At 61.5% G+C, this 25,347-nt stretch carries 23 protein-coding genes; all 23 read left to right on the top strand.

Annotation, left to right across the window (positions count from 1 at the left end; genetic code table 11):
• Position 1 precedes the first annotated feature (1 nt).
• The 23 genes from tagV (at position 2) to tssH (ending at position 25,336) form a co-directional block, all read left to right on the top strand.
• Entirely contained in the window at positions 2 to 502 is a 501-nt protein-coding gene (gene tagV / locus ACOWVD_RS01300) for a type VI secretion system accessory protein TagV (protein ID WP_033632731.1), read from the top strand.
• A 29-nt stretch (positions 503 to 531) separates the two neighbouring features.
• Positions 532 to 1,062, top strand: a complete 531-nt coding sequence (tssJ, locus tag ACOWVD_RS01295; RefSeq protein WP_015378277.1) for a type VI secretion system lipoprotein TssJ — start codon at positions 532 to 534, stop codon at positions 1,060 to 1,062.
• A 40-nt stretch (positions 1,063 to 1,102) separates the two neighbouring features.
• On the top strand, positions 1,103 to 2,449 hold the full coding sequence (gene tssK, locus ACOWVD_RS01290; protein WP_411295092.1) for a type VI secretion system baseplate subunit TssK: 1,347 nt from the start codon (positions 1,103 to 1,105) through the stop codon (positions 2,447 to 2,449).
• 21 nt (positions 2,450 to 2,470) lie between these two features.
• Positions 2,471 to 3,673, top strand: coding sequence for a DotU family type VI secretion system protein (locus ACOWVD_RS01285; protein WP_004934945.1), 1,203 nt, complete (start codon positions 2,471 to 2,473; stop codon positions 3,671 to 3,673).
• Entirely contained in the window at positions 3,673 to 7,308 is a 3,636-nt protein-coding gene (gene tssM / locus ACOWVD_RS01280; RefSeq protein ID WP_049240650.1) for a type VI secretion system membrane subunit TssM, read from the top strand. The genes ACOWVD_RS01285 and tssM overlap by 1 nt, the downstream gene beginning before the upstream one ends.
• 18 nt (positions 7,309 to 7,326) lie before the next feature.
• Positions 7,327 to 8,046: a type VI secretion system-associated protein TagF gene (gene tagF / locus ACOWVD_RS01275; protein ID WP_049240651.1), complete on the top strand. Its 720-nt coding sequence runs from the start codon at positions 7,327 to 7,329 to the stop codon at positions 8,044 to 8,046.
• Positions 8,047 to 8,069: 23 nt separating this feature from the next.
• A complete protein-coding gene (gene tssA / locus ACOWVD_RS01270) occupies positions 8,070 to 9,101 on the top strand; it encodes a type VI secretion system protein TssA (RefSeq protein ID WP_033643554.1) in 1,032 nt (343 codons plus the stop codon).
• 122 nt (positions 9,102 to 9,223) lie between these two features.
• A complete protein-coding gene (tssB, locus tag ACOWVD_RS01265; RefSeq protein ID WP_015378282.1) occupies positions 9,224 to 9,760 on the top strand; it encodes a type VI secretion system contractile sheath small subunit in 537 nt (178 codons plus the stop codon).
• Positions 9,761 to 9,763: 3 nt separating this feature from the next.
• Entirely contained in the window at positions 9,764 to 11,269 is a 1,506-nt protein-coding gene (gene tssC, locus ACOWVD_RS01260; protein WP_004934958.1) for a type VI secretion system contractile sheath large subunit, read from the top strand.
• Positions 11,270 to 11,335: 66 nt separating this feature from the next.
• Positions 11,336 to 11,719 carry a Rap1a/Tai family immunity protein gene (locus ACOWVD_RS01255; protein WP_082996670.1) on the top strand — a complete coding sequence of 128 codons (384 nt, stop codon included), beginning with the start codon at positions 11,336 to 11,338 and terminating at the stop codon, positions 11,717 to 11,719.
• 264 nt (positions 11,720 to 11,983) lie between these two features.
• Positions 11,984 to 12,466: an Hcp family type VI secretion system effector gene (locus ACOWVD_RS01250; protein WP_004934962.1), complete on the top strand. Its 483-nt coding sequence runs from the start codon at positions 11,984 to 11,986 to the stop codon at positions 12,464 to 12,466.
• 51 nt (positions 12,467 to 12,517) lie between these two features.
• Positions 12,518 to 13,021, top strand: coding sequence for a type VI secretion system amidase effector protein Tae4 (locus tag ACOWVD_RS01245; RefSeq protein ID WP_071525932.1), 504 nt, complete (start codon positions 12,518 to 12,520; stop codon positions 13,019 to 13,021).
• Positions 13,018 to 13,476, top strand: coding sequence for a T6SS amidase immunity protein Tai4 family protein (locus tag ACOWVD_RS01240; protein WP_421105383.1), 459 nt, complete (start codon positions 13,018 to 13,020; stop codon positions 13,474 to 13,476). Before ACOWVD_RS01245 ends, ACOWVD_RS01240 begins: the two co-directional genes overlap by 4 nt.
• A gap of 12 nt (positions 13,477 to 13,488) precedes the next feature.
• Positions 13,489 to 13,842: a T6SS amidase immunity protein Tai4 family protein gene (locus ACOWVD_RS01235; protein WP_273890102.1), complete on the top strand. Its 354-nt coding sequence runs from the start codon at positions 13,489 to 13,491 to the stop codon at positions 13,840 to 13,842.
• A 69-nt stretch (positions 13,843 to 13,911) separates the two neighbouring features.
• A complete protein-coding gene (locus ACOWVD_RS01230) occupies positions 13,912 to 14,247 on the top strand; it encodes a T6SS amidase immunity protein Tai4 family protein (protein WP_241517463.1) in 336 nt (111 codons plus the stop codon).
• Positions 14,248 to 14,721: 474 nt separating this feature from the next.
• Positions 14,722 to 16,461 (top strand): type VI secretion system-associated FHA domain protein TagH, encoded by a 1,740-nt coding sequence (gene tagH / locus ACOWVD_RS01225; protein ID WP_197799131.1) that lies wholly within the window; start codon positions 14,722 to 14,724, stop codon positions 16,459 to 16,461.
• Positions 16,461 to 17,234: a PP2C family protein-serine/threonine phosphatase gene (locus ACOWVD_RS01220; RefSeq protein WP_004934976.1), complete on the top strand. Its 774-nt coding sequence runs from the start codon at positions 16,461 to 16,463 to the stop codon at positions 17,232 to 17,234. The genes tagH and ACOWVD_RS01220 overlap by 1 nt, the downstream gene beginning before the upstream one ends.
• 28 nt (positions 17,235 to 17,262) lie before the next feature.
• Positions 17,263 to 18,249 (top strand): type VI secretion system-associated protein, encoded by a 987-nt coding sequence (locus ACOWVD_RS01215; protein WP_197799130.1) that lies wholly within the window; start codon positions 17,263 to 17,265, stop codon positions 18,247 to 18,249.
• A gap of 15 nt (positions 18,250 to 18,264) precedes the next feature.
• Positions 18,265 to 19,086, top strand: coding sequence for a type VI secretion system accessory protein TagJ (locus tag ACOWVD_RS01210; protein ID WP_273874418.1), 822 nt, complete (start codon positions 18,265 to 18,267; stop codon positions 19,084 to 19,086).
• 2 nt (positions 19,087 to 19,088) lie between these two features.
• Positions 19,089 to 19,664, top strand: a complete 576-nt coding sequence (locus tag ACOWVD_RS01205) for a type VI secretion system baseplate subunit TssE (RefSeq protein WP_004934985.1) — start codon at positions 19,089 to 19,091, stop codon at positions 19,662 to 19,664.
• A 4-nt stretch (positions 19,665 to 19,668) separates the two neighbouring features.
• On the top strand, positions 19,669 to 21,555 hold the full coding sequence (tssF, locus tag ACOWVD_RS01200; RefSeq protein ID WP_049188373.1) for a type VI secretion system baseplate subunit TssF: 1,887 nt from the start codon (positions 19,669 to 19,671) through the stop codon (positions 21,553 to 21,555).
• Positions 21,552 to 22,622: a type VI secretion system baseplate subunit TssG gene (gene tssG, locus ACOWVD_RS01195; protein WP_049240660.1), complete on the top strand. Its 1,071-nt coding sequence runs from the start codon at positions 21,552 to 21,554 to the stop codon at positions 22,620 to 22,622. Before tssF ends, tssG begins: the two co-directional genes overlap by 4 nt.
• 56 nt (positions 22,623 to 22,678) lie before the next feature.
• Positions 22,679 to 25,336 (top strand): type VI secretion system ATPase TssH, encoded by a 2,658-nt coding sequence (tssH, locus tag ACOWVD_RS01190; protein WP_421105382.1) that lies wholly within the window; start codon positions 22,679 to 22,681, stop codon positions 25,334 to 25,336.
• Positions 25,337 to 25,347: the final 11 nt, after the last annotated feature.

Here is a 25,347-nt window from a genome sequence, read left to right as displayed (position 1 = left end):
TGTGAAAACACGGATTACCCTGACGCTGCTGACCGCCCTGACGCTTGCCGGTTGTTCCACCCCGCCGCCACCGCCGCCGGCGCTCAATAACGACGCCATCGTCAGCAGTGAAGTCAATGGCGTCACGCTAAAACACCGCGCCGCGGTGAGCGCGCCGAAACAGTTCAAGCCGATCGGTGAGGAATACCGCAGCCTGTACGCCGCCAGCATCATGAGCAGCCCCGATTATACCGGCACCGCCGTCGGCAGCCTGGACAACGCCGCCGCGTTCTACGCGCTGGGCGAAGTGGAAAACAACTGGTTGGCGATCTCCGCCATTCGCGGCGGCGACCTGGTGGGTTATATCCAGGCCAACGCCGGCGTGCCGGAAGCGCGCTACAAATCAACGCTGCGCAAAGATCTGCCGCGCCGCGCGCGCGCCGCCAAACAGGACTGCGTCAAAGTCGGCGGCGACAGCAAGGCGTGTAAAAACGCCGGCTCAGCCACCTGGATCCTCCAGTAGTCAGTACGCCTGCGGGCGACGAGATTCCCATGATGACGACCCCTATCGCTTCCCGCTGGTGCGGGATGCTGTTTCTGCTGCTGGGCGCGTTGGCGCTCGGCGGTTGCATGTCTTCCGCCAAAAGCGTGCCGTCGCGCTACAGCCTGGTGTTCGATGCCGATCGCCAGGTCAACGCCGCCGCCGGCGCGCAACCGGCGCCGATAAAAATTCGCGTGCTGCTGCTGCGTTCGGATGCGGAATTCATGGATGCCGACTTCTTCAGTCTGCAAAACGACGCCAAAAGCGTGCTCGGCAATAGCCTGCTGGACAGCGATCAGTTCTTCCTGACGCCGGGCCAGACCGGCAAGACGCTCGGCGGGCAAAGCGCATTGGACGCACGTTACATCGGCGTGATCGCCGAGTATCAAAACCTGGACGGCAAGGCCTGGCGCATTTCGCTGCCGCTGCCGGAGCCCACCGAAACCAATTTCTACAAGGTATGGCAATTCTCGCCGGATGAGCTGGAAGCGCATATCGTCGCGGGCGTGAATGGCCTGCGCCCCGTAAAAAAGGTCGACTGATCTACCGCTGCGCTGAAGCGAAGTAACTATAGGTGTGATGATGAAAGATGCTCATAAGGTTGTCTGGACTGAGGGGATGTTTTTACGCCCTCACCATTTCCAGCAGGCGGAAAACTATCTCGAAGGCTATATGCGCAACTGGGGCCAGGCCCACAGCGGCTGTTTCTGGGGGTTCCTGACCCTGGATCTGGACCAAACGCTGCTGCGCCAGGGCAAGATTGCGCTCAACGCCGCCAGCGGCATCATGCCGGACGGCACGCCGTTTCGCTTCTCCGGCGCCCAGCAGGCGCCCGCGCCGCTGGCCATCGCCGACAACAAGACCGGTGAAAACGTGGTGCTGGCCCTGCCGACTTACCGCGCAGGGCGTGAAGACGTGATCTTTCAGGAAAGCCCGGAGGCGCTGGCGCGCTATCTGGCTTACGAGAATGAAGTCGACGATCTCAACGCCGTCTCGGTGGGCAGCGCGGCGCTGCAATTCGGTCGCCTGCGCCTGCGGCTGATGCTGGAGAGCGAGCTGAACGCCGAATGGACGGCGCTCGGCGTCACCCGCGTGCTGGAAAAGCGCGGCGACAACAGCCTGCGTCTCGATACGGCGCAAATCCCGCCGATGCTGAACTGTCAGGGCAACCCGGTACTGAAGACCTTCATCAACGATCTGCAGGGCCTGCTGCAACAGCGCAGCCAGCAGATGAGCCAACGCCTGCTGCAGCCGGGCCGCGGCGGCAGTTCCGAAATGGTCGATTTCATGCTGCTGCAGCTGATCAACCGCCATCTTGGCCAGGTGAGCCATGCCTATCACCTCGACCATCTGCACCCGGAACGCCTGTTCGCCGATTGGCTGCAGTTCGCCACCGAGCTCGCCAGCTTCTCGGCGCAGCGCACCCCGGAAGGCCGCCTGCCGGTGTACGACCACGACAACCTGGCGCTGTGCTTCGGTAAGCTGATGCTGTTGCTGCGTCAAGGATTGTCAGTGGTGCTGGAAGACAACGCCATTCAGCTGACGCTGGTCGAACGATCCCACGGGTTGAACGTCGCCACCGTGCAGGACACCAAAATGATGCGCGACTTCGGTTTCGTCTTGGCAGTGCGCGCCGACGTGGCCGCCGAGGTGTTGCTGACCCACTTCCCGGCGCAGATGAAGATCGCCCCGGTCACGCGCATCCGCGATCTGGTGCAGCTGCAGCTGCCGGGCATCGGCCTGCGCACCATGCCCGCCGCGCCGCGTCAGATCCCCTATCACGCCGGCTATACCTATTTCGAGCTGGAAAAAGGCGGCGACCTGTGGAAACAGATGGAAAAATCCAGCGCCTTCGCCCTGCATCTGGCCGGTGAGTTCCCGGGGCTGGACATGGAATTTTGGGCGATTCGCAGCCATACGGACCGGTAACCTATGACTCAGGAAAATAGCATGGCGCCAGCGGCCAATCCGCTGGTGGACGCCGCCAACCCGCTGCTGAACGCCATTTCGCAGATCCGCCAGTCGGCCACGCACGCCAACCCGGCGCAGCTGCGCCAACAACTGATCGACGAAATGCGCCGCTTCGAGATCCGCGGCCAACGCGCCAATCTGCCGTACGAAGTGATCATCGGCGCGCGTTATTGCCTGTGCACCGCGCTGGATGAAGCGGCGGCGCTGACCCCGTGGGGCAGCAACAGCGTGTGGTCCGGCAGCGGGCTGCTGGTGACCTTCCATAACGAAACCTGGGGCGGCGAAAAGTTTTTCCAGCTGCTGGCCAAGCTGTCGCAGAGTCCGCGTGAGCACATCAACCTGCTGGAGCTGATCAATTATTGCCTGCTGCTGGGCTTTGAAGGCCGCTATCGGGTCATGGAAAACGGCCGTTCTCAGCTGGAAACCATGAAACAGCGCTTGCTGCAGCTGATCCGGACGGTGCGCGGCGGCTACGCCCCTCCCCTGTCGCCTCATGCGTTGGATCTGCCGGTACAGCAAAAACTGTGGCGCCCGCTGGTGCCGCTGTGGGCCTGCGTGGCGCTGACCGGCTTCCTGGCTTCGCTGCTGTTCATCGCCCTCAACTGGCGGCTGGGCGACAACACCAGCCCGGTGCTGGCGGCGATTTACCAAACCAATCTGCCGCAGGTGGCGATCGGTAACCCGGCGCCGGCCGCGCCGCCGACGCTGAGCCTGAAAAGCTTCCTGCGCAAAGAGATCGCCGAAGGGCTGGTGGTGGTGCGCGACGAAGCGCAGCAAAGCGTGGTGATCCTCAAAGGCGACGGGCTGTTCGACTCCGCCGCCACCACGGTGCGCGCCAACTATATCCCGGTCATCGACCGCATCGCCGCCGCCATGAACGGCGTCAGCGGCAAGATCCTGGTCACCGGCTACAGCGACAACCTGCCGATCCGCAGCGCCCGTTTCGCCTCCAACTGGGAGCTGTCGCTGGCGCGCGCCGAAGCGGTCAGCGCCCGCTTGCAAAAACACCTCGCCAACCCGCAGCGGGTCAAGGCCGAGGGCCGCGGCGAGAGCAACCCCGTCGCGCCGAACGATAACAAAGTGAACCGCGCGTTGAACCGCCGGGTAGAAATTACGCTGTTGGTCGCCCCGGAAAACACCCAGGCGGAAATCAACGGCTTGCCGCAAGGAACCGGAAAGTAATGCTCAGTACGTTATTCTCCATCATCACCAGCCGCCTGCTGTGGGGCTTTGTCGGCATTACCGCGCTGGCGTTCATCATCTGGATGATCGGCCCGCTGGTGGCCATCGGCGACTATCGCCCGCTGGAGCCGGAACTCAACCGCCAGATCGCCATTGGCGTCATCTACCTGATCTGGTTCCTGTGCCGCCTGATCCCGCGCCTCTACAGCGCCTGGTTCAACAGCCGCCTGCTGAGCAACCTGCGCGCCGCCGAAACGGTGCCGGCGGAAGACGGCAAGCCCGAGGTTAAACAAGACGATCAGCTGGCGCAGCGCTTCGACGAAGCGGCGCAGTTGCTGAAAAAGGCGCGCTTCGCACCGGGCCAGGGCGACGGCAAACACCGCTGGATGACCCGCTTTAGCCGCCAATACCTGTACCAACTGCCGTGGTATGTGATCATCGGCGCGCCCGGCGCCGGCAAGACCACCGCGCTGGTCAATTCCGGCCTGCACTTCCCGCTGGCGGATCGCTTCGGCAAATCCGCGCTGCGCGGCGTGGGCGGCACCCGCAACTGCGACTGGTGGTTTACCAACGACGCCGTGTTGCTCGACACCGCCGGCCGCTACACCACCCAGGAAAGCCAGCGCGAAGAAGACGCCGGCGAATGGCAAAGCTTCGTCGCGCTGCTGAAAAAATATCGCACCCGCCAGCCAATCAACGGCGTGATGGTCACCATCAGCGTCGCAGATCTGCTGAGCGACAGCGCCGAAGCGCGCGCCGCCCAGGCCAGCGCGCTGCGCAAACGCCTGATCGAACTGCACGAACAGCTGGGCATTCACTTCCCAGTCTATGTGCTGGTGACCAAAACCGACCTGCTCAACGGCTTTATGGCCTATTTCGGCAGCTTCGACAAAGCGCAGCGCGACCAGATCTGGGGATTCACCTTCCCTTACGAACGCTCGCGGCAGCCGGACTTCAACCTGAACGCCGCCTTCGAACAGCAATACGCCCTGCTGCAACAACGGCTGGATGCGGCGCTGCCGGATACGCTGCTGATGGAGCACGACGCGCGCCAACGCGCCGAAAGCTATCTGTTCCCGCAGGAATTCGCCGCGCTGCGCCCGCTGCTCGGCCACTATCTGGAACAGGTGTTCGCCACCTCCAGTTTTGAAACCCGCTTTACCCCGCGCGGCATCTATTTCACCAGCGGCACCCAAGAGGGGCTGCCGTTCGACCGGGTGATGGGCGAACTGAACCGCTACCTGCAGCTGCCGACGGCCAACTCAGGGGCGCAGGCCAACGCGGCCTGGGACAGCGTGGGCCAGGAAACGCCGATCCCGGCGGCCAAGGGCCAGAGCTTCTTCCTGAAAGAGACGCTGGAATCGGTGATCTTCCAGGAGTCCGGGCTGGCGGGCAGCAACCGCTGGTGGGAATACCGCAACCGCGCCCTGCACTGGGCGGGTTACATCGCGCTGGCGGTGGTCCTGGCGGTGCTGGCGATGCTCTGGTTCACCAGCTACGGCAACAACAAGGCCTACCTGACGGAAGTGGCCGCCAAGGTGCCCGGCGTCGAGCGCCAGGGGCAAAACCTGACGCAGGTGGGCAACGGCGACATGTTCTCGCTGCTGCCGTTCCTCAACAGCCTGCTGCACCTGCCGGACAGCCAGAACTTTTCGCTGAACGATCCGCCGTTCACTTACCGCATGGGGCTGTTCCGCGGCGATCAGGTCGGTGACGCCGGCAATGCCCTGTATCAAAAAGCGCTGAAAGAGCTGCTGCTGCCGCAGGTGGCGCAACAGATTGCCACCACGCTGCGCAACGACAACCACGGCGACGCGGACTTCAGCTATGAAGCTTTGAAGGCCTACCAGATGCTGTATCTGCCGAAGCAGTACGACGGCAAATTCCTGCGCGCCTGGGTGATGCTCAACCTGCAGCGCAACCTGCCGCAGGGCAGCACCCAAAAACAGCTGCAGCAGATCGAATGGCACCTGAGCCAACTGCTGGATGCGCAGATCCAGGCCTCGCCCTACGCCAAAGATGAACAGCTGGTGGCGCAGGCGCAGGCCGCCATCAATCGGGCGCCGCTGTCGCAGCGCGTCTATGGCCGCCTCAAGCGCTTGCTGCTGAAACAGACCGACATCAAGCCGGTCAGCCTGGTCGATTTGGCCGGCCCGCAGACCGAGCTGGCGTTCAGCCGCAAAAGCGGCAAACCGGTCACTGACGGCGTGCCGGGCCTGTTCACCTCGCAAGGGTACTGGAAAGCGTTCAACGACAACATCGATCCGGTGACCGATACCCTGCGCAAGGAAGACGTCTGGGTGTTGAACAGCCAGACGCCGGAGCAGAAGAGCGCCGATTTGACCAAGACCATCCGCCAGCTGTACATGCAGGATTTCATCAGCGCCTGGGATGAGCTGCTGGGGGATATCCAACTGGCCAACATCGGCAACCTGACCCAACGCATCAGCAGCGCGCGCCTGCTGTCAGGCAACCCGTCGCCGATGCGCAACCTGCTGGTCAACGTCAGCAAAAACGTCACCCTGCGCGACGAGAAAAGCGACGCCGATTCCCGCTCGCTGCTGGCCAAAACCGAAGACAGGCTGAATCAAAACGCCAACCGCACGCTGGAGGCGCTGTTCACCAACCGGCCGGCCAACGCCGACGGCGACGTGTCGGCCCAGCCGGAACAGCTGGTGATGGCGCACTTCGCGCCGCTGCTGGAGCTGGCGCAAAGCCAGGGCGAAGGCAATAAGGCGATCCCTTTCGACAGCGTGCTGAAACAGGTCGATGAGCTGTACAGCTACCTGACGGCGGTGCAAGGCGCGGCCAACAGCGGCATGTCGGCGCCGCCGAGCGACATCATCCCGCGCCTGCAGGCCGAGTCCGGCCGCTTGCCGGTGCCGTTCAAACAGATGCTGCTGTCACTGGCGATCGGCGCCAGCAGCGACACCCAGCGCAAAGAGATGGAGAACGTGAAAAAGCGCATCAGCTTCGAGGTCGGCAGCTTCTGCCGCCAGGCGATCGCCGGGCGTTATCCGCTGGTGGCCCGGGCGCGCCAGGAAGTGACGCCGGACGATTTGGCGCGCATGTTCGCGCCGAACAGCGGGCTGATGGACAGCTTCTTCCGCGACAACCTGCAGGGCAAGGTCGACACTACCCGCGCCAACTGGCGCTTTACCCCCGGCGTGGACGGCAAGACGCTGCCCGGCGGCGAAGGCATCTTGCGTTCGTTCCAGCAGGCGCAGCGCATCCGCGACGCCTTCTTCGCCAACGGTACCGCGACGCCCTCGTACCGCGTGACCGTGCGGCCGGTGCGGATGGATAACGACATCCTCAACCTGACGCTGGATATCGACGGGCAGCTGTTCAAATACAGCCACGGCCCGCAGGTGCCGCTGGTGGTCAGCTGGCCGGGCACCCGCAATACCAACCAGGTGCATCTGCAGCTGGCGCTGGCCAACGGCACTACCGCCAGTCTGGTGACCAGCGGGCCGTGGGCGCTGAACCGCCTGGTGGATATGGCGCAGTCTTCGGGCACCGGCGGCCTCGGCCGTCAGGCGACGTTCAATCTCGACGGCCACCGCGTCACGCTGGAGTTCACGCCCAACAGCATTCGCAATCCGTTCCAACTGCCGGCCTTCTCGTGCCCGTAGCCCCGAAAGGACATGACCATGAGCACTGATTCAAGCGCCCCGACGAGCATCGGCTGGTACGGCAAACTTCCTTCCGCCGGTGACTTCCTGCAACGCCGTTTGCCTGACCCGGTGGTCAACAACTGGGCTCACTGGTTCCATAACGGGCTGGTGAATTTGCAGCGCGACGCGCAGGGGCCAAACGATCACCCGTTCAGCAACGCGCCGGTGTGGAACTTCGTGATCCCCGCCACGCTCGGCAGCCAGTACGTGCAGATGGGCTGCCTGTTGCCGGCGCGCGACCGCGTCGGGCGGCGTTACCCCATCTGCGCGCTGCGCCTGTTCAGCCAACAGGATTGGCGCCCGCAACAGCTGAACATGGCGGCGAGCTGGTACCAACAGCTCGGCCATACCCTGCTGAACGGCGTGCGCAACGGCTTCTCCGCCGAACAGATCGACCGCACGCTGCAGGCGATCCCGACGCTGCCCAGCCCACCGGCGGAAGCGGACTCCGAGATATTGTCGATTATCGGGTTCCAGCATCCGGACGTGCCGGGCCTCGGCTGGCAACAGGCCGCCGACTGTTTCGATCCGGCGCAGTACACCAGCTTCTGGTGGACCAACCAGGCCGACGGACACCCGCTCTACACCCACGTGCACAGCGGCAACCTCACCGTGCAGCTGTTTTCACTGCTGTTCGAGCCCAACGGCTGGGCGCGCCCCGGCCGCGGCGGCCAGTATCCGCAAATGTTTGATTAACATCGCTCGTTGAAGGAAATTTTATGGCTATCGACACCGATACCCTGCTGGCCCCGGTTGACGCGGACACGCCCTGCGGCGACAACCTGGAATACGACGCCGACTTTCTGGCCATGGCGCGCGCCGCCACCGGCAAGGCCGAACAACAGTTCGGCAGCACCATCATTCCGGAAGAGGCGCCGGACTGGGTGCAGGTCGAGCGCCTCGCAAGCTCGCTGCTGGCGCGCACCAAAGACCTGCGCGTCATGCTGTATCTCACCCGCGCCTGGACCCAGCTGCGCGGATTGCCGGGCTATGCCGACGGGCTGACGCTGATCCACCAGGCGATACTCCGCTACTGGGATGCCCTGCAGCCGCCGCTGGAGTTCGACGGCGAGGCCGACCCGCTGTTTCGCATCAACGCGCTGGCCGACCTTGGCGACAAGGCCGCGCTGGCCGCCAGCGTGCGCGCCGCGCCGCTGCTGAAAAGCGCCGCCGGTGAAATCTCGCTGCGCGATGCCGGCGCCCTGCTCGACGGCAGCAAGCAAGAGTGCCCCAACTTTCCCGGCGGCCGCGCACGGCTGCAGGATGAGCTGGCGCAACAGGATCGCCCCGAAGGCGCGCTGGTGATGCATATCGCCAACACCCTGGCCGCCATTCGCAGCGAAGTCACCCGCCATCTGGGTGAAAGCGCGCTGCCGGAAATGAGCGCGCTGACCAAGGTCTTTTCGCTGGTGGCGCTTGCTGGCCAGAGCGAGGCCCCGGCCGCCACCGAAGCGGACGCCACACAGGAAACCGCCGCTGAGCAGCCACCGGCCGCCGTGCAGAGCGCCTCTGCCCCACTCAACTGGCGCAGCGCGCAGATCCAGTCGCGCGACGACGCCCAGCTGATGCTGGACAAGGTGAAAAACTATTTTCGTCTTCATGAGCCAAGCCACCCGGCGCCGCTGATGATCGATCGGGTACAGCGACTGATTACGCTGGACTTTATGCAAATCGTCCGCGATTTGGCGCCCGATGGGCTTAACCAACTGGAGACCATTCTCGGTCGCCCCGACAACGAGGAGAACAGCTAGCCGCCGACTTTTGTTCTCTTGACGACACCCGATACCGTCTGCCCCTGCGCAGACCCGAATCAGAACCTGACTCTCCCAGCCGGACGAGGCGCGTTCCCAATCGCCATTAGATGGAGTAAATCATGTCAAACTCGAAATCCCGCAGCGGGCAGAAATTCATCGCCCGCAACCGCGCGCCGCGCGTACAGATTGAATACGATGTCGAAATTTATGGCGCAGAGCGCAAAATCCAGCTGCCGTTCGTGATGGGCGTGATGGCGGATCTGGTGGGGAAAGCGGTCGATCCGCAAGCCAGCGTGGAAGAGCGCAAGTTCATGGAAATCGACGTCGACAACTTCGACGAGCGCATGAAATCGCTGAAGCCGCGCGTCGCTTATCAGGTTGACAATACCCTGACCGGCGAAGGCAAGCTGAACATCGATCTGACCTTCGAAAGCATGGAAGACTTCTCCCCCGCCGCTATCGCCCGCAAGGTCGACGCGCTGGACAATCTGCTGGACGCCCGCACCCAGCTTTCCAACCTGCTGTCCTACATGGACGGTAAAAACGGCGCCGAGGAGCTGATCTCCAAGATCCTGCAAAACCCGGCGCTGCTGAAATCCCTGACCGACGCGCCGAAGCCGGCGGTTAACGATGACAACAACGAGCGTGAGGATTAATCGATGAGCAACTCGCCTCAGCAACAGAATGCGTTGCAAACCACCGAGACTTTTTCCAGCGATGAGTTCAGCGCGCTGTTGAACAAAGAGTTCCGGCCGAAGACCGATCAGGCCAAAGAAGCGGTCGAGAACGCGGTGAAAACGCTGGCGCAGCAGGCGCTGGAAAATACCGTCACCGTTTCTTCCGACGCCTACCGCACCATCCAGGCGCTGATCGCGGAAATCGACGAAAAGCTGTCGCAGCAGATCAACCAGATCATTCACCACGACGATTTCCAGAAGCTGGAAGGCGCGTGGCACGGCCTGCACTACCTGGTCAACAACTCTGAAACCGACGAGATGCTGAAGATCCGCTTCATGAGCATTTCCAAGCAGGAGCTGGGCCGCACGCTGAAGCGTTATAAAGGCGTGGGCTGGGATCAGAGCCCGATCTTCAAGAAAATCTACGAAGAAGAGTATGGCCAGTTCGGCGGCGAGCCGTTCGGCTGCCTGGTGGGCGACTACTACTTCGATCACAGCCCGCAGGACGTGGAGCTGCTGGGCGAAATGGCCAAGATCGGCGCCGCCTCGCACTGCCCGTTCATCGCCGGCACCGCACCGAGCGTGATGCAGATGGAGTCCTGGCAGGAGCTCTCCAACCCGCGCGATCTGACCAAGATTTTCCAGAACACCGAGTACGCCGCCTGGCGCAGCCTGCGCGAATCGGAAGATGCGCGCTACCTGGGTCTGGTGATGCCGCGCTTCCTGGCGCGCCTGCCGTATGGCATCCGCACCAATCCGGTGGACGAGTTTGACTTCGAAGAAGATACCGACGGCGCGACCCACGGCAACTACACCTGGACCAACGCCGCCTACGCCATGGCCGCCAACATCAACCGTTCGTTCAAAGAGTTCGGCTGGTGCACCGCCATTCGCGGGGTGGAATCCGGCGGCGCGGTGGAAAACCTGCCGTGCCACACCTTCCCGAGCGACGACGGCGGCGTGGACATGAAGTGCCCGACCGAGATCGCCATCAGCGATCGTCGCGAAGCCGAGCTGGCCAAAAACGGCTTTATGCCGCTGGTGCACCGCAAAAACTCCGACTTCGCCGCCTTTATCGGCGCGCAGTCGCTGCAGAAGCCGGCGGAATACTACGACGCCGACGCCTCCGCCAACGCCCAGCTTTCCGCGCGCCTGCCATACCTGTTCGCCTGCTGCCGCTTTGCGCATTACCTGAAGTGCATCGTGCGCGACAAAATTGGCTCCTTCCGCGAGCGCGACGACATGGAGCGCTGGCTGAACGACTGGATCATGAACTACGTGGACGGCGATCCGGCCAACTCCTCGCAGGAAACAAAGTCGCGCAAACCGCTGGCCGCGGCGGAAGTGCAGGTGGAAGAGATCGAAGACAACCCGGGCTACTACAGCGCCAAGTTCTTCCTGCGCCCGCACTACCAGCTGGAAGGCCTGACCGTTTCTCTGCGCCTGGTGTCGAAGCTGCCTTCGCTGAAACAAAACGACGCGTCCTGATGGACTGGAGTCAGGCCGGATCGCGCGGCCTGGCTGATACATTAACCTCATCACAGGGAAAGAAAGATGAAGGCAAAGCGGTTTTATCTGGCATCGCTGTTGGCAGTCGTCTGCTCGCTCTCCGCCGCGCCGCCAGCTTCCGCAGAGCAGACATCGATAGCGCATTTGACGTCCGATGATGTCAATCTGCCAGGCAGCGACTTTTTCCGTTTCTATCGCAGTACAGATAAACAGGAAAAAGAGAAAGCGCGAATTTATTTGCTGGGCGTGCTGGACGCGACGGAAGGAAAAAGCTGGTGCCAATACAGCCAGCTACAAACCGTCACTCTGCAGGAGTTTGTGTTCGAACTCTTTAATAAACTTCCCGCTGCGCGCCTGCACGAAAGGGCTGCCCCCCTGATTGAAGAGGCTCTGGCGACTCGCTTCCCCTGCAAAGGAGGCAAAGCATGAAACCTTTATATCGTCAGCTTATCGTAGGCAACCCAGAACGAACATGGAACCAAGACAACGCGAAATAATTAAGCATTGAGCCATTATCATTTTAATAATGGCTCGGTAACCCGTACCGATAGTTTTCGGTATTTAAGAAGGTGCATGGCACAAGGATATAAATTGGTAATGCATTACCACACTTGCAATTCCTGCTGCTATTACCTGAGTTTTTCAACGTAACGTTAATACTACTGTTAACCCTTAATAAAGAGTGAAGAAACTATGGCTATTGATATGTTCCTGAAAGTTGAAGGTGCCAGCGGCGAATCCAAAGATTCGAATCACAAAGGCTGGACCGACATTACTTCTTTCTCCTGGGGCGCTTCTCAACCGGGCAATATGGGCGTTGGCGGCGGCGGCGGCGCCGGCAAAGTGTGCTTCAACGATCTGCACGTCAACGCGCTGATCGACAAGTCAACCCCGGCCTTGCTGAAACACTGCTCAAGCGGCAAACACCTGACCAAGATTGAGCTGTCGGTTTGCAAAGCGGGCGGCACCCAGGTTGAATACGCAAAAATCACCCTGGAAGACGTGCTGGTCACCGCCGTGCAGTACACCGGTGCAGGCGGCGAAGACACCGTGGGCGTCACCTACTCCTTCCAGGCGGCGAAAGTGAAACAGCAGTACTGGGAGCAGAGCGACAAAGGCGGCAAAGGCGCCGAAAGCAGCGCAGGTTGGAACATCAAGGAAAACCGCGAAGCTTAATCTGCATGCCCCCCCGGTTACGGCCGGGGGGATTAATATAGGGAAATAACAATGAATAATAATCGCCCCATTTTTTCAGCAGCATGGGCTGCAAGCACTAAAATATATAACGCGCAATATTCAGCTCAAAATGTTGCCAAGATTATCGGCGGGCGTGTCGCCATGAATATTGCGCCCAATGGAAAATGGGAAAACACCTGCGCTGTGCGTATGAGCTACATCTTGAATAAATCTGGCTTCCCCATTCCTTATGTAAAAGATCAGACCGTATCAGGCGCCGATCGTCAATGGTATTTTTTTAGAGTTAAAGATCTTATCGCTTATCTGACAAAGATCTGGGGCAAACCCGACCTTCGAGTCAAATTCCCTCCTCCAGGTGGTGGTGAATTAGCCGGGAAGAAAGGGATCATACTGTTTGAAATTGCAGGTTGGAGCGATGCTGGAGGACATGCTACGCTTTGGAATGGGAACGGCGATTGTTATGATCATTGTTATTTCAATGAACCAGAAGCTCGCTATACAACAAATTACGCTAACTTTTGGGTATTGAGATGAAAAAAATCCTTATCTCTTTTCTTTGTATATATGCTACTTGTGCTATAGCACAGAAAAACCAAGAAGAACCTATTGAAAAGTGGCCACCGCAAGCGGCGTACCGAAACTATTTGCAAAACTACAAGGATATTGCTCTGACCTACTGCATTTCCGTCGCTTATAAGACTTCACCAGAGGCTAGCAAAGATGCAATTGCCTCATCGAATGGTATCGATGCTTGGTCATACTATGCAATTCGTGATGAAGAATCCCCTATCATCAAGCTGACAAAGCAGTATTTGCAAAAGAATTACAATGCCAAGGAAGGGAAAAGCCGCTTAGACTTAATGAAGTGCATGGATATGTACCATAGTGAAGAGCTTGATAAACTTGCGAAAGATTATGTACAGCGCCCTAATGATAATTGGGTGAAAGACAATCCGGACAGAGTAAATGAAAATCCTCCTCGGAAATAATCAGTGAAAAAAATCTCACTGACTGTGGCCATCGCCGCAACCTTGAACGTCAATGCAGCGACAGAAATTGACTATTCCCCTGCCGAGTACCTCAAAAACTACGCGCTTAGCGTTTGCATCGCCGAGGGGTACTCAGCAAAAGAAGTCAAAAACGATGCCGCCGCCGCCGCTCGGGGTTACATGGAGTTCGGCGATTATTCTCTGGAAGCGCATACCGCTGTCAGGGCGCTGGCAAAAGAATTTCTGGCAAAGCCCTATGACAGCATGTCTGGAGAGCCGATGACGATGGCCAAGTGCATCGATCTTGTACATAGCCAAGCGTTGCAAGCCATCATCAAGAAGTACCAAGGGAAAGACGACAGCTGATATCAGAGTTGCTCAAACGACGGCTCATATCAAAGGTTATCTCGGATGAGAAGATACACGTACTTTTTAATGTCTCTGCTGCTCGGAAGCCATGTAGCCCTTGCTGAAAACTCACTCAATATTTTATCGCAAGAGGCACTATATAAAAATTGGTTAGTCAGCCGCTGCATTGGGAAGTCCACTGACTCAGAAAGAACCAAACAAGACGCCTTCCGTTCCGCTTCCGCCTATTTAGAATTGAGTAAACTGCCGATGGATGCATTCGAACAAGGCGAAAAACTGGCTGAACAGTACGCCAATAAAAATAGCCAAGGCTCAGTTAAAGGAAGTTATCATATTTTAGATTGCCTTTCACTGCAAAGCTCCAGTGATGCTAAAGCCATCTTTGAACGTTACTCTAAGTAATAGTCAGGATTATCGAACCCAATTTCATAAAGCTTTCAAATCAAGTAAATTCATTGATTATTAACATGACTACAGACGTCACGCTATCAACTTACTCATATGGATTCTTACTTTCCTATTTTTCATTGTCACTCATCACTTTAGTGGCATTATATTACTTAAAAAAATTATCGGCTCGCAAACACAATTATCCATTTTTTGTTTTCAACTGTCTCATTGTGGTTGTCATGGGAGTCTTACAGCTCTCAATTTTTGCATACGGAAATGATTTTCTTAATCTTTTCTACCCACCAGGCAACGATAACTATGACTCTATTCACTACGGCAGTTTGATGTTCACCTTTATCTACTTAACTCAACTACCAAAAAACACCTATTACAAAGAAGAAAAGAATAGAAGTTAGCCATCTGATTAGATGACTAAATCAACATACGCCCAAAGCAGTCTAAAATCCCCATCAGCAGGAATGCCTTATGCGATTTTCCATTGTAAAAAATAAAAGCGGCCAGGTTCCGCCGCAGAGCAGTTGCGATTTTCTGCCGCCGGGCGGCACCATCGGCCGCAGCGTGGACAACAACCTGGTGCTGCCGGACGAAGAGCGCGCCATTTCCCGCCTGCAGGCGATCGTGCATATTTCCGCTGACGGCGAATGCCGCATCACCAACCGCGGCAACGTCACCCGCGTGCTGCTGAACGACATTCCGCTGGAGCGCGGCCGCCAGGTTGAACTGCAGGATGGCGACGTGCTCGGCATCGACGATTACCAGATTGAAGTCAGCGCGCTACAGCAACACGCCTCGCCACAGGCTCAACCGGTGGCCAAGGCTGCTGCCGTTGCCGCTGCTGCGGCCCCAGCAGCCGCCGCCACCGAAAAATCCGCCGCGCCAATTCCCAACGAAATCTGGGACAGCCTGGTGGAAGAATTTACGCCTAACGCGCCGGCCGCCGTCACACCGCCGCCGATCGCCAATCCGGACAATCATCCGCTGCTGGATACCCCCGCTCACGAGCTGAACCCGGCCGATCCGCTGGCGCAGCTGGCGGGCGATGTCGATCTGCGCCAATTGCAGCAACAGCAAACCGATCCGGCCGCCTTATTCAACACTGACTCCACTTTTGAGCGTGAGCATATCCTGGCCGACACCACCCCCAGCGCGCTGCTGGCGGAGCAGGCTGCGCCACCGCGCCCGGCACCCCCCGTCCGGAATGCGCAGCAACCGGAACAAGAACTGGATCCGCTGGCGCTGTTCGGCGGCTCATCCGCGCCCGCTTCGCCAGAGACGCTGAACAGCAACGATCCGCTGGGGCTGCTGATGGGCGGCGCCGTGCCGCTGGCTCAGCCGGAGGAAGCGGTACAGCCGCCGTCCCCGCCGCCAGCACCGGCTCCGGTCGCCGCCCAGCCGGTAGCGCCGCGCCCTCAGCCGACGCCGCCGCCAGTGCAGATGCCCGAGCCGCAGCCCCAACCCGCGCCGCAGTTCAGCCCGCAGGAGCCGCCTGCGCAGCCGCCGCGTCCGCGCCAGGGCAACCGCCTGGGCATCGATCCGGTTGCCTACCAATCCGCTCAGCGGCAGCACGCCGCCGCGCCGAATGGCGACACCTTGGAAGGACCGTTGCTGGCGGCGCTGCTGCAAGGCGTCGGTCTTGACGATCTGCAGCCGCAGCCGCATTTCGACGAACAACAGATCCGCCTGGCCGGTCGCCTGCTGAGCCTGTTCTCGCAAGGCACCGTCGCCCTGCTCTCATCCCGCTCGATCCTCAAGCGCGGCGTGAAGGCCGAGATGACCATGATCCTCGACGAAGCCAACAACCCGTTCAAGTTGCTGCCTTCGGGCAAAACGGTGCTGATGCAGATGTTCGGCAGCCAGATGCCGGGCTTTATGCCGCCGGAGCAGGCGGTGCGCGACGCGCTGATCGACCTGCAGGCGCACCAGCTGGGGATGATCGCCGGTATTCGCGCCATCATCGCCGCCATGCTGCAGTCGTTTAACCCGGAGCGTCTCGAAGAAGAAGCGCGCAAGGAAGGCGTGGCGCCGCGTCTGTCGCTGCCCGCCAACCGCAAGGCCGCGCTGTGGGACTACTTCGTGAAGAACTATCAGCAAACCTCCGGCGAAATCGAGGACGATTTCCACACCCTGTTCGGCGAAGCCTTCCTGCACGCCTATGACGTTGAAGTGAATCAATACAAAGACTCACAGACCAAACCGGACGCGTAATGAATATCACCATAGCCTCTACCTCCAACCAGGGCGGCCGCGCCTCCAACCAGGATCAGACCGGCGAAGTGCTCGGCAACCGCGCCGCCTGCTTCGTGGTGTGCGACGGCATCGCCGGTTTTCCGGGCGGCGATATCGCCGCCAAACTGGCGCGCGACACCATTTTGCAAAACTTCGACGGCGAAAAGCACCTGAACGCCCAGAGCATTCGTCAGCACATCACCAGCGCCAACGCCGCCATCCACCAGCAGCAGCGGCAGTCGGACGAATACAGCAAGATGGGCACCACGCTGGTCAGTCTGTTTATCGATCGCGATTACCAGCTGGCCTACTGGGCGCACGCCGGCGACAGCCGCCTGTACCTGTTCCGCCGCGGCTACCTGCATGCCGTCACCACCGACCACAGCCTGATCCAACAGATGCAGGACGCCGGCTACCAGACCAACGGCATCAACAGCAACCTGCTGTATTTCGCGCTGGGGCTCAACGAAGAGCGCGACGCCACCTACAGTGACGTGCTGCAGCTGGAAGACGGCGACGTTTTCCTGCTGTGCACCGACGGCTTCTGGCACAGCTTCAGCCAGGCCGAACTGGAACAGTCGCTGCATATGGTCAACTCCCCCAGCGAGTGGATCGCCCTGATGCAGCAGGCATGGAAGAAAAACAATAACAGCGATAACTACAGCGCTATCGCCGTCTGGATTGGCTCACCGCAGGAAACCACCCTGCTGCATTCGCTGGCGGATGCGGAGCGGTTTCTGAGCCGCGACTGAGCAGCGCACATTCACAGCAAGGTTCACTATGAAATATTGGATGCCGGGGCTCGTCGCCCTGATGGCGGTGCCGACCGCGCAGGCGATGAACTATCGCCTGGTTTACTCCCCCAGCCAGAAGCTGGAAGTGTTTATCGATGACGTCAAAAACAGCAATCCGGCAAGCTGGTGCGGCAAAAGCATCCCGCTGCGTATCGTCTCGGCGCAAAGCCAGGATCCGACGGTGCTGAACGACTTTCTGCCCCGCGTCGGCAATCTGCTGGAAAAGCAGTGCCCGAAAGCCGGCCACCTGCCCTGGACGCTGACCGACAAGCGCGGAGAGAAACTGGCCAGCGGCGAAGCCGCCAAAGCGCGCGGCTGGAAACCGGTGGTCAAACAAGAGGCCTCCGAGCCGCCGGAAACCCCGCCGCAACCGGCGATCCCTGCGGCGGTGGCCGTGACTTCTCCGCAGGCGGACAGCGCGCCGGCTCAGCGTTTCAGCCTGCCGCAGGGCTGCCACTTCCGCACCTTCTGGCGTGACGAGGCCAACGGCGGCTCGCTGTTCATTCCCGCCGGCGCCGCGCTGCGCTGCGGCGAGGACGGCTGGCTGCAGGGCAACGGCGCGGTCACGCTGCAACAGGGCGGCCAAACCCTCTCGCCGACGCTGTGGTTCCTGCAAGGTTACCCGCTGGCGCAGGTTAACGGCGGCGATCGCGCGCTGACCGTCGTCAGCGCCAACGCCCAACGGCTCATTTTGGGCGGCAACCCGCAGGCGCCGGGCAGCTTCCTGCTGCTGAACTTCGAACCGAAGCTGCACGCCTGGGCGTTCAACGGTGAAGCGATCGTTGAAATGCCGCGCGTCGACGCCGCCGACGAGAACAAGATCAAACAGCGCGTGCAGCAGGCGCAAACCGCCTGGCAACCGCTGCTGAGCGCCCCCGCCCCGCTGACTTTCAAACTGGTGGAAAAGCTGGCCGCAGACCGCGTTGATCCCGCCAGCGGCAGCTACCTGTCGGTTAACGGCGTCACTCACTGATTATAAGGAAAGCCTGTGAAATCATTAGCAAGCATGCTGCAAGGCCAGTCGATCGGCGCGGCCATCACCGCCGTCGAAAACGATATCAAGGCGAAACCGGCGGATGCCGACCTGCGCGCCGCGCTGGTGCAACTGCTGTGCCTGAGCGGCAACTGGACGCGCGCCAACGCGCAGCTGAAATCCTGGCAGGCGCTGAAACCGATAGCCCAACCGACCACGCTGCTGCTGATGCAGTCAGTCAACGCCGAGCTGCAACGCCAGGCGGTGTTTGCCGGCACGGCCGCGCCGGCGCTGCTGCGGCAGGATCAGCCTTGGCTGAAACTGATGGTGCAGGCGCTGCATCAGGATGCGCAAGGGGCGGCCGAACCGGCCCAGGCGCTGCGTGATGAAGCGCTGGAGGCCGCTCCGGCCGGCGCCGGGCGGTTAACGCTGGCCGAAGGCGAACAAGAACGGCAGCTGCGTTTCGACTGGCTGACCGACGGTGACGGCCGCCTCGGGCCGGTATGCGAACTGGCGCTGAACGGCGTTTACTACTGGCTGCCGTTTGCCGACATCGCCGCGATCCAGTTCCAGGCGCCGCAGAGCGCCATCGACCTGGTGTGGAGCCATGCGCTGGTGCGCCTGACCGATGGCCGCGAACAGGTATGCCAACTGCCCGCCCGTTATCCGCTGGCCGAAGGCAGCGACGACGCGCTGCTGCTCGGCAAGCGCACCGAATGGCAACCGCTGGGCGACGGCACCCACTATGCGGGGCTGGGCCTGAAAACCTGGCTCAGCGAAAGCGATGAATTCCCACTGCACAGCCTGCGGCAGCTGAGCTTCGACGCGAGCGCCTGACCATGAACGATAAGCGCCCACCCCACTACGACGGCGGCGATCTGCGCCACCAGGGCTATCGCTATCGTCAGGACAGCGAACGCCTGACCTCGCGCGACAAAATGCAGCCGGTGCTGCTCGATATGCTGACCGACGACGAACCGCAGAAAAAGCAGGAGGCGCAGGTGCGCAACCTGGTGTCGCACAGCGAGCTGCGCCGCCGGGTATTGCGCGATCTGCAGTGGCTGTTCAACTGCGTCAACAGCGAATCCAATCTGGATCTCGGCGATTTTCCGCAGGTGCGGCGCTCCACTCTGAATTACGGCATCGCCTCGCTGGCGGGCAAGCGCATGTCGGACATCGAATGGCTCGACATTCAGCGCGCGCTGACCGAATCCATTCTCCATTTCGAGCCGCGCATTTTGCCCGAGGGGCTGCAGGTGCGCTGCATCTCGGATACCGGCTCGCTGGAGCTGCACAACGTGCTGTCGATCGAAATCAAGGGCCGCCTGTGGTGCGTGCCCTATCCGCTGGAGTTTCTGTTCCGTACCGACGTGGATCTGGAAAACGGCCACTTCGATCTGAAAGACATAGGGTAAGGCGATGGACAGTAAACTGTTAGATTATTACAACCGCGAGCTGGCCTATCTGCGTGAGATGGGCGCCGAGTTCGCCGAACAGTACCCGAAGGTTGCGGGCCGCCTCGGCATGCGCGGCATCGACGTGGCGGACCCTTATATCGAGCGCCTGATGGAGGGCTTCGCCTTCCTCACCTCGCGCGTGCAGCTGAAAATGGACGCCGAGTTCCCGCGCTTTTCTCAGCGCTTGCTGGAGATCATCTACCCCAACTACCTGTCGCCGACGCCGTCGATGGCGATCGCCGAGCTGCAGCCGGACAGCAGCAAAGGCGACATCAGCAACGGCTTCGTGGTGCCGCGCGGCACCATGATGGACAGCCAGACGCTGAAGAAAAGCGGCATCACCTGCAGTTACACCACGGCGCATGACGTCACGCTGCAGCCGGTGCGCATCGCCGGCGTCGAGCTGGGCGGCATTCCGGCCGATATCCCGCTGGCCTCGCTGGGGCTGCAGCACAGCGGCTGCGTCAGCGCGCTGCGCATTCGTCTTGAGTGCTACGAAAGTGTGACGCTCAACAACCTGCAGCTGGATCAATTGATGTTTTACCTGGCCGGGCCGGACATGCAGGCGCAGCAGTTGCTGGAGTTGCTGATGCAGCACAGCGTCGGGCTTGTCTGCCAAACGGTGGAGGCTCAGCCGCAGCGGCGGGCGCTGGCGTTGGACGGGCTGCGACAGGAGGGCTTCGCCGCCGATCAGGCGCTGCTGCCCAACGATCTGCGCAACTTCGAAGGCTACCGGCTGCTGCAGGAGTATTTCGCCTTCCCGGCGCGCTTCCAGTTCTTCAGCGTCAACGGCCTGCGTCCGCTGCTGCAGAGCGTGCGCGAAGGGAAAAAGGGGCTGCGCCAGTTCGAAATCGTGGTACTGCTGGATCGGCACGACGCCGCGCTGGAACGGGTGGTCGACGCCGCCCACCTGGCGCTGCACTGCACGCCGGTGATCAACCTGTTTCCGAAAGTGGCCGAACGCATCGCGATCAACGAAAAGAACCACGAATACCATCTGGTGGTCGACAATATCCGGCCGCTGGATTACGAAGTGTTTTCGGTGCAGCGGCTCGGCGGCAGCGCCAGCGAAAAACGCTACGAGCAAGAGTTTCGGCCGTTTTACAGCACCCTGAGCGCGGACGACGGCAACTATGGCGCCTACTTTTCGCTGCGGCGCGAACAGCGCACGCTGTCGGAGCACGCCCGCCGCTACGGCACCCGCACCGGCTACGCCGGTTCGGAAGTGTTCGTGTCGCTGGTGGACGAACGGCAATCGCCGTGGCACAGCGATCTGAAATACCTCACCGCCGACGTGCTGTGCACCAGCCGCGATCTGCCGTTGATGCTGTTGCAACAGGATCAGGGCAACTTCGTGATGCCCGATTCGATCCCGATCAAGCAGGTCTCGCTGCGCAAAGGCCCCACCCCGCCGCGCCCGGCGCTGGCCGAAGGGATGATCACCTGGCGGCTGATCAGCCAGCTGCAGCTGAACTACCTCAGCATGATGGACGGCGATCCGGAACAGGGCGCCGCCAGCCTGCGCCAGCTGCTGGGGCTGTACGGCAACCTGAGCGAACCGGCGATCGCCAAGCAGATCCAGGGCGTGCGCCACTGCAACCTGCGGCCGGTCTATCGGCGTGTACCGGAGCCCGGCCCCATCGTATTCGCGCGCGGCATCGCCATCGATCTGACGGTCGATGAGCAGGCGTTCTCCGGCAACAGCCCTTACCTGCTCGGCAGCGTGTTGGAGCGCCTGTTCTCGCGCCTGGTGGCGATGAACACCTTCACCGAGATGACGCTCTCCAGCCAGCAGCGCGGCGAAATCGCCCACTGGCAGGCGCGCATGGGCAAAAGGACGCTGATATGAGCGCGGAAATGATCGCCACCGAACTGGCGCCGCCGCAGATCAACGCGTTGTATCGCCTGCCGGACGACTTCTGGCCGCGGCTGCGCAGCGCGCCTTACCAGCACGATCTGTTTCAGCTGCTGCGGCGCATCGACGCCCAGGGAGGCCAGCCCTACCTGCTGGGGCGCGCGCCGCTGCCGCGCCACGAGATGCTGCGCCTGGGCCAGGAGCCGTCGCTGTCGTTCGCGCCCTCCACCCTGGCGCAGGTGACGCCGCGCGCCAACGGCCCGCTGCACGACGTTTCGATCTTCAGTTTCGGCCTGTTCGGCCCCAACGGGCCGCTGCCGCTGCACCTGACCGAATACGTGCGCGAACGGGTGTATCACCATCAGGACACCACCCTGCTGGCGTTCACCAATCTGTTCCATCACCGGCTGACGCTGCTGTTTTACCGCGCCTGGGCCGACGCGCAACCGACGGTATCGCTGGATCGCCCGGACAACCGGCGCTTCGACGAGTACCTGTCGAGCCTGATCGGCATCGGCCAGCCGGCGCAACAGGAACGCGACAGCATCAACGCCCACGCCAAGCATTTTATGGCCGGTCATCTGATTCGCCACAGCCGCGATCCGGAAGGCCTGAGCAAGATTTTGCAGCAGTATTTCAAGGTGCCGGTGCGCATCGTCGAAAACGTGCCGCACTGGCTGCGGGTGGAGCCGCGCGAGCAGGCGCGGCTCAAGGCCGGCCGCGGCGCGCCGCGGCTCGGCGAGTCGGCCTTTCTCGGCATCGCGGTGCGCGATATCCAGCACAAGTTCCGCATCGAGCTGGGGCCGATGCCGCAGCAGGACTATGACCGCTTCCTGCCGGGCGCCGATCTGTGCCGGCAACTGCGCGACTGGGTGCGCCAATACCTGGGCATCGAGTTCGTCTGGGAAGTGCGCCTGATCCTGGCGAAGGAACAGGCGCACGGCATCCAGCTCGGCGGCGCGCAGCGATTGGGCCTGAGCAGTTGGCTGGCCGACCATCGGCGACAGCGCGATCTCGACGATCTGATCTTCAGCCCTGAACCGCTGGAAAACCCGTTCTGACCCTATTTCGGCCGACGCCCTGCGGCGCCAGGCCACCCTGAGACCTGAGGAAAACCATGTCTGAAATCAGCCGCTCGGTATTATTTGGCAAACTGGATAGCCTGTTATTCACCTCTCTGGAAAGTGCGACGGCGTTTTGCAAGCTGCGCGGTAACCCCTACGTCGAACTGGCGCACTGGCTGCATCAGCTGATGCAATCGCCGGACGGCGATCTGCAGCAGATCGTCCGCCACTTCGCGTTGGACGAGGCGCAGCTGGCGCGCGACATCGTCGAGGCGCTCGATCGCCTGCCCCGCGGCGCCAGCGCCATCTCCGATCTGTCCGAGCACATCGACAGCGCGGTAGAACGCGCCTGGGTCTATGACTCATTGAAATTCGGCGCGGCGCGCATCCGCGGCGGCCACCTGCTGCTCGGCATTCTGAAAACCTACAGCCTGCGCCATCTGCTGAAGGCCATTTCCCCGCAGTTCGAGCGCATCAACGCCGATCTGTTGATGGAGCAGTTCGCCGTCATTACCGCTCACTCGGCGGAAAACGCCCAGGATGCGCCGGCGGAAAGCCGCGCCGAGAACGCATCCGGCGCGGCGCGCAGCGGTGAAAGCGTGCTGGCGCAGTATGCCCAGGATCTGACCGCCAGAGCGCGCGGCGGCGAGATCGACCCGGTGGCCGGCCGCGATGAAGAGATCCGGCAAATCATCGATATCCTGATGCGCCGCCGCCAGAACAACCCGCTGCTGACCGGTGAGGCCGGCGTCGGGAAAACCGCGGTGGTGGAAGGCCTGGCGCTGCGTATCGTGGCCGGCGATGTGCCACCACAGCTGCGCGACGTGAAACTGTGCCTGCTGGACATCGGCATGCTGCAGGCCGGCGCCGGCGTTAAGGGCGAGTTTGAAAAACGGCTGCAGGCGGTGATCGACGAAGTGCAGTCCAGCCCGACGCCAATCATCCTGTTTATCGACGAAATTCACACCCTGATCGGCGCCGGCGGCGCCCAGGGCACCGGCGACGCCGCCAACCTGCTGAAGCCGGCGCTGGCGCGCGGCCAACTGCGTACCATTGGCGCCACCACCTGGTCGGAATACAAGAAATACATCGAGAAAGATCCGGCGCTCACCCGCCGTTTCCAGGTGGTGCAGGTGCACGAGCCGAGCGAAGACAAGGCGCTGCTGATGCTGCGCAGCACCGTCAGCCCGCTGGAGCAACACCACCGCGTGCTGCTGCTGGATGAAGCGGTGGACGCCGCGGTGCGGCTGTCCCATCGCTATATTCCGGCCCGCCAGTTGCCGGACAAGGCGGTGGCGCTGCTGGATACCGCCTGCGCGCGCGTGGCGGTCAGCCAACACGCCGAGCCCGCCCAGGTTGAAGACTGCCGCCATCGCATCGATGCGCTGCAGATCGAATTGGATATCGCCCGCCGCGAGGCCAAGGTCGGCATCGGCGATCCCCTGCGCCCGCAGGAGATTGAAGCTCAGCTGACCGCGCTGCGCCTGGAGCTCGAACAGCTGACCGAGCGCTGGCAGCAAGAGCTGACGCTGATCCAAGAGATCATCACGCTGCGCGCCCAGCTGCACCGGCAGGAAGCGGAGGAGCCTGCCGGCGAAGAAACGGAGGCGAGCCCTGACGCCGACGCGCTGCGCGCCCAACTGGGCGAGCTGCAGCAGCAACTGAGCGCGCTGCAGGGCGAAGCGCCGCTGATCTTCGCCGCCGTCGACGCCAACATCGTGGCGGCGGTGGTGGCCGACTGGACCGGCATCCCGCTGGGCCGCATGGTGAAAAACGAGATTGAAGCGGTGCTGCAACTCTCCGACACCCTGAACCAGCGCGTGATCGGCCAACGCCATGCGCTGGATCTGATCGCCCGCCGGGTGCGCACCTCACGGGCGCGGCTGGACGATCCGAACAAGCCGGTCGGAGTGTTCCTGCTGGCCGGGCCCTCCGGCGTCGGCAAAACCGAAACCGCGCTGGCGCTGGCGGAAACCCTGTACGGCGGCGAGCAGAACGTCATCACCATCAACATGAGCGAATTCCAGGAGTCGCACACCGTTTCGACGCTGAAAGGCGCGCCGCCCGGCTATGTCGGCTACGGCGAAGGCGGCGTGCTGACCGAGGCGGTGCGCCGCCGTCCTTACAGCGTGGTGCTGTTGGACGAGATCGAGAAAGCGCACCCGGACGTACATGAAATCTTCTTCCAGGTGTTCGACAAGGGCTGGATGGAGGACGGCGAAGGCCGCCATATCGATTTCCGCAACACCATCATCATCCTGACCTCCAACGTCGGCACCGATCTGATCGCCGGGCTGTGCAGCGATCCGGAGCTGCTGCCGGAGCCGGAGGCGCTGAGCGGCGCGCTGCGCCAACCGCTGCTGTCGGTGTTCCCGGCCGCCTTGCTCGGCCGTCTGCTGGTGGTGCCGTATTACCCGCTGACCGACGCCACGCTGGGCAACATCGTGCGCCTGCAGTTGGGCCGCATTCAGCGTCGCCTGGCGGAGAATCACGACATCGTCTGCACCTTCGACGACGCGGTCATCGAGCAGATCGTCAGCCGCTGCACCGAGGTGGAGTCCGGCGGCCGCATGGTCGACGCCATCCTGACCAACACCCTGCTGCCGCAGATCAGCCACACCCTGCTGACCGGCAGCGCCAACGACCAGCGCTATCGCCAGCTGCATATCGCGCTGCAGAACAACGAATTCATTTGTCAATTTCAGGCATAACGCCGCGGCCG

The organism is Serratia sp. SA088, from assembly GCF_049065515.1.
In the GTDB taxonomy this organism is placed as follows: Bacteria; Pseudomonadota; Gammaproteobacteria; order Enterobacterales; family Enterobacteriaceae; genus Serratia; species Serratia nematodiphila.
Note: the sequence above shows the minus strand (reverse complement) of the source record. Positions and strands in the feature narration are given on the sequence as shown.

Coding starts and splice junctions, on each gene's coding strand:
- tssH (WP_421105382.1), top strand. CDS start 22,679: ATGTCTGAAATCAGCCGCTCGGTATTATTTGGCAAACTGGATAGCCTG.
- ACOWVD_RS01255 (WP_082996670.1), top strand. CDS start 11,336: ATGAAGGCAAAGCGGTTTTATCTGGCATCGCTGTTGGCAGTCGTCTGC.
- tssJ (WP_015378277.1), top strand. CDS start 532: ATGATGACGACCCCTATCGCTTCCCGCTGGTGCGGGATGCTGTTTCTG.
- ACOWVD_RS01220 (WP_004934976.1), top strand. CDS start 16,461: ATGAATATCACCATAGCCTCTACCTCCAACCAGGGCGGCCGCGCCTCC.
- tssF (WP_049188373.1), top strand. CDS start 19,669: ATGGACAGTAAACTGTTAGATTATTACAACCGCGAGCTGGCCTATCTG.
- ACOWVD_RS01285 (WP_004934945.1), top strand. CDS start 2,471: ATGGCGCCAGCGGCCAATCCGCTGGTGGACGCCGCCAACCCGCTGCTG.
- ACOWVD_RS01215 (WP_197799130.1), top strand. CDS start 17,263: ATGAAATATTGGATGCCGGGGCTCGTCGCCCTGATGGCGGTGCCGACC.
- tagF (WP_049240651.1), top strand. CDS start 7,327: ATGAGCACTGATTCAAGCGCCCCGACGAGCATCGGCTGGTACGGCAAA.
- ACOWVD_RS01245 (WP_071525932.1), top strand. CDS start 12,518: ATGAATAATAATCGCCCCATTTTTTCAGCAGCATGGGCTGCAAGCACT.
- tssG (WP_049240660.1), top strand. CDS start 21,552: ATGAGCGCGGAAATGATCGCCACCGAACTGGCGCCGCCGCAGATCAAC.
- tssA (WP_033643554.1), top strand. CDS start 8,070: ATGGCTATCGACACCGATACCCTGCTGGCCCCGGTTGACGCGGACACG.
- tssM (WP_049240650.1), top strand. CDS start 3,673: ATGCTCAGTACGTTATTCTCCATCATCACCAGCCGCCTGCTGTGGGGC.
- tssK (WP_411295092.1), top strand. CDS start 1,103: ATGAAAGATGCTCATAAGGTTGTCTGGACTGAGGGGATGTTTTTACGC.
- tagH (WP_197799131.1), top strand. CDS start 14,722: ATGCGATTTTCCATTGTAAAAAATAAAAGCGGCCAGGTTCCGCCGCAG.
- ACOWVD_RS01230 (WP_241517463.1), top strand. CDS start 13,912: ATGTCTCTGCTGCTCGGAAGCCATGTAGCCCTTGCTGAAAACTCACTC.
- tssC (WP_004934958.1), top strand. CDS start 9,764: ATGAGCAACTCGCCTCAGCAACAGAATGCGTTGCAAACCACCGAGACT.
- ACOWVD_RS01250 (WP_004934962.1), top strand. CDS start 11,984: ATGGCTATTGATATGTTCCTGAAAGTTGAAGGTGCCAGCGGCGAATCC.
- ACOWVD_RS01240 (WP_421105383.1), top strand. CDS start 13,018: ATGAAAAAAATCCTTATCTCTTTTCTTTGTATATATGCTACTTGTGCT.
- tssB (WP_015378282.1), top strand. CDS start 9,224: ATGTCAAACTCGAAATCCCGCAGCGGGCAGAAATTCATCGCCCGCAAC.
- ACOWVD_RS01205 (WP_004934985.1), top strand. CDS start 19,089: ATGAACGATAAGCGCCCACCCCACTACGACGGCGGCGATCTGCGCCAC.